This is a genomic window from Vreelandella indica (genome assembly GCF_037070225.1).
GTDB classification, from domain to species: domain Bacteria; phylum Pseudomonadota; class Gammaproteobacteria; order Pseudomonadales; family Halomonadaceae; genus Vreelandella; species Vreelandella arctica.
The window spans coordinates 1-3,636 of the sequence record NZ_JBANSO010000064.1 but is presented as its reverse complement, the minus strand read 5'-3'; the positions used below and the strand labels follow the sequence as shown (position 1 = coordinate 3,636).

Here is a 3,636-nt window from a genome sequence, read left to right as displayed (position 1 = left end):
TTCCAAGCCCAGGCCGAGTGTTAGAATCTGGGTGCCGTCCATGTCATACCTCCTGCCGCTGTGGAGGTCATATTCTGGCCCAGCTCAGGGGGCGAATTCCACACCCAACGTCGAAGAGCCTGAAAAAGAGTGGGTACTGCTGGTTGTAGTAACCCGTTAGATAATGAAGGGGCTAGGTGCTGTTAACATTTCAAATCGGCCTAAGGTAGCAAAATGTTAGCCCATTGCGCCGGGCATCAACGGAGATATCACAAGCACTAAAATAATAATATTAAGTTCTCAAATTTTTAATTTAAACTGGCTAAATATAAGCTTGAAACCAGGCTTGCGAAAAGAAGTGGTGTCAGCAAGCTCGGAGTCGGCATGCGCAACCGCCGCCCAATAATGAAAAGTAATGTTTCGTTAAGTATTTCATCAATAAAATTTAAACCAACAGAAACGTTTAATATTCGTTTATTAATTTTCATGAAATGCCTGAATAAAACTTAATGAGACTATACTTTAGTCTTGCTAATCTAAACTTTTACGTATACCGAACATGCATAGGCTATGCAAAAGAGCATGCTGCCAGTTAAATATTCTAACGCTCTGGCCAGCCAATACTTATTAAATACTGCGATGGTATGTTCATATGCCCTACGTCCACGATACGCTGACACGACTTCAGAAAAGCAGCCCTGCACAATCCGAGTTTTATCAAGCCATCGAAGAAGTGCTTGAATGTTTACGTCCGCTATTAGAAAAGACCTCCCATTATCACCAACACAGCATTATTGAGCGGATAGTTGAGCCTGAACGGCAAATTATGTTCCGGATAAGCTGGGTAGATGATGGCGGGAGAGTCAACGTTAATAAAGGCTATCGCGTACAGTTCAACTCTGCCCTTGGCCCTTACAAAGGTGGCTTAAGGTTTCACCCAAGCGTTACATCGGGCACCATCAAATTTCTCGGTTTTGAACAAATCTTCAAAAATGCCTTAACTGGGTTGCCGATCGGTGGTGGTAAAGGCGGTGCCGATTTTGATCCAAAAGGTAAGTCAGATAATGAGATCATGCGCTTTTGTCAGGCTTACATGACAGAGCTCTACCGACATATTGGCCCCCAATGTGATGTCCCTGCAGGTGATATCGGGGTAGGTACGCGTGAAATTGGCTATCTCTTTGGCCAATATAAGAGGTTAACCGGTTGTTATGAAGGCGTGCTAACAGGTAAAGGGCTTAACTGGGGAGGATCGCTTGGCCGCAAAGAAGCAACTGGCTATGGAGCGGTTTACTTCGCGCAGAACATGCTAGCAGCACGAGGAAAAGAACTTCGCGACAAAACCTGCTTGGTTTCCGGCGCAGGTAATGTCGCCATTTATACCATTGAGAAGCTATACGAACTGGGTGCTAAACCGATTACCTGTAGTGACTCACGTGGGACTATCCACGATAAAAATGGTATTGATTTAGGTTTACTCAAGCAGCTCAAAGAAGTGCAGCGCACTTCTTTAGAAGCTTACTTACACGAGCACCCTGACGCCCACTACATTTCTGCTCTTGACAACCCCCAGGATGGGCATGCCGTATGGCGTATCCAAGCCGATGCTGCGTTCCCCTGCGCAACCCAGAATGAACTGACCGAAAGCGATGCGGAAATCATGCTCGCCAATGGCATTACGTGTATTAGTGAAGGGGCCAACATGCCTTCCACAAAAGAGGCCATCGATCTCTTTCTAAACGCTAAAATTGCCTATGGGCCTGGTAAGGCCGCTAACGCAGGTGGCGTCGCTACCAGCCAGTTAGAAATGGCACAAAATAGCAGTATGGAACAGTGGCCACTGGAAAAAGTAGACCAAAAGCTAAAACAGATTATGGCTAATATTCACCGGCAGTGCGCAGAGACTGCCGAGGAGTTTGGTGAAGCGACGAATCTAGTACTAGGAGCCAACATTGCAGGCTTCAGAAAAGTAGCTGATGCCATGATTGAACAAGGCGTCACCTGATCGTCTTTGTCTTGTAAACCGCTTATACTGTAACAAGTACGCAGTCCTTCCTTTATTGGGGAAGGGCTGTTTTTTATTGGGGGTATACGGATTTAATGGTTGATGGGGCACCTTCACCCCATCAATCTGATACCACCCTCAGATGGTTGATAGATCGACCCCGTAGTTGAGCTCCTCTGCGAAGTCCGGTAGTCCGTAACCGATGGTTTTCTTGTAGAACGGAGAGACCTTCGCAGTGGGTGCCTTCTTTTTGTGCTTCGTGGTGTAGAGCATTCGTGCCCGCATCACCTCGAAGGAGTAACCACGCCCTTCACGGTTCTTGTCTTTGGCCAGTCGGTTGATCGACTCCGTGTAAGCGTTGGTGACGGGCATGTCCGTCTCGAAGTAGGTCATGATCTCTTCGCGCCAGTTGCCCACAGCCCTGACCAGATCGCTCCAGACTTCCTTCTGGCCTTTCGGAATGGTGGCTATCCACTCGTCCAGGGCGGCTTCTGCCTGGAGCCGTGTGGTGGCGTCCCAGATGCCGTAGAAGCGCTCCTTGTGCTCGTAGGCGGCCAGCAATTGCGGGAACGCGCCTGTCCAGGTCTCCATGATGAGGCGCTCCCGGTCTGAGACTTCGTGAGCGCGTTTCAGCAGGATTTTCCGGTCTCCCTTGAGAGTCCGGCTCTGGGACGGTTTCAGCTCCTTTCTGAGGCCCTTGCGCACTCTCTCTAGGGCATCGTTGGCCATGCGCACCACATGGAACTTATCGACCACGATACGGGCCTGGGGCAGCACAGCCTTGACCGCTGCCCGGTAGGGGTTCCACATGTCCATGCTGACGATCTCGACCTTCTGCCGGTCTTTCAGCTTCATCAGGTAGTTGGTCACCACGTCCTGGCGGCGGGTGGCCAGCAGGTCGAGCAGGGTTCGCTCCTCAATGTTGGTCAGAATGCAGCGGTAGCGCTTGTTCAGGTATAGCTCGTCAATGCCCAGGATGCGGGGCGTCTCGAAGCGGTGCCAGCGCCCCAGGAACTCGGCGCGGGCGTTGAAGATGTCGCGCACCGTCTTCTCGTCCAGGCCGGTCTGTGCCGCCACAAAGGTGTAGGGGTGGTTGAAGGATTCCTTCTCCACGTACTCATGCAGCCGCAGTGTCATACGGAATCCGTCCACCATCTCCGGTAGCTGGGGCCTGAATGTTGTCTTGCAGGCCCGGCAGGTGTATCGGCGGCGGACCACCCAGAGAGTGACCCGCTTGCCGTGGATGGGCAGATCACGATAGGGAACGTCACGCTTGCCGAACCGTACGAACTCACCCTGCACGCCGCATTCCTCGCAGGCGATGGGATCGGGCACGTCCACCTGGAAGTGCATTTCGTCGTCGGTTGATTTGCAGCCCAGTACTTGGTATTGCGGCAGGTGAAGGATGTTGTCGGGAAGTTCGGTCATGGTGTTGTATAGGCGTAGGTGTCAGTCAGATCCATCCGGCTCGGCATTGGTGTTTGCTTTTTTACCCAACAAGCTGCTGGAAACGAAAAGTAAGGCACCGAGTACAATTGCAATATCAGCCAGGTTGAAGGCCGGCCAATGCCAGTCTCGCCAATAGAAATCAAAGGAATCCACAACATAGCCGCGAAAGACCCGGTCAATCAGGTTGCCCATGGCGCCACCGA

Annotated in this window: 3 protein-coding genes; 1 reads left to right on the top strand and 2 read right to left on the bottom strand. The window is 51.1% G+C overall.

Annotated elements, in window-relative coordinates:
• The first annotated feature begins 631 nt into the window (after positions 1 to 631).
• Complete coding sequence (gene gdhA / locus V8L71_RS20365) at positions 632 to 1,984, top strand: NADP-specific glutamate dehydrogenase (protein WP_336275301.1); 1,353 nt, start codon at positions 632 to 634, stop codon at positions 1,982 to 1,984.
• A gap of 138 nt (positions 1,985 to 2,122) precedes the next feature.
• Here the strand turns inward: gdhA and V8L71_RS20360 are convergent, their stop codons facing one another.
• Together V8L71_RS20360 and V8L71_RS20355 are read right to left on the bottom strand one after the other, a co-directional pair.
• Complete coding sequence (locus tag V8L71_RS20360; protein WP_225025321.1) at positions 2,123 to 3,412, bottom strand: ISL3-like element ISPpu12 family transposase; 1,290 nt, start codon at positions 3,410 to 3,412, stop codon at positions 2,123 to 2,125.
• A 21-nt stretch (positions 3,413 to 3,433) separates the two neighbouring features.
• Positions 3,434 to 3,636, bottom strand: a 203-nt coding sequence (locus V8L71_RS20355) for a signal peptidase II (RefSeq protein ID WP_219843212.1), incomplete at its 5' end; no start/stop codon positions are given.

What these genes read in the sequence shown, in the direction of transcription:
- V8L71_RS20360 (WP_225025321.1), bottom strand. Translation starts at nt 3,412, where the DNA reads ATGACCGAACTTCCCGACAACATCCTTCACCTGCCGCAATACCAAGTA.
- gdhA (WP_336275301.1), top strand. Translation starts at nt 632, where the DNA reads ATGCCCTACGTCCACGATACGCTGACACGACTTCAGAAAAGCAGCCCT.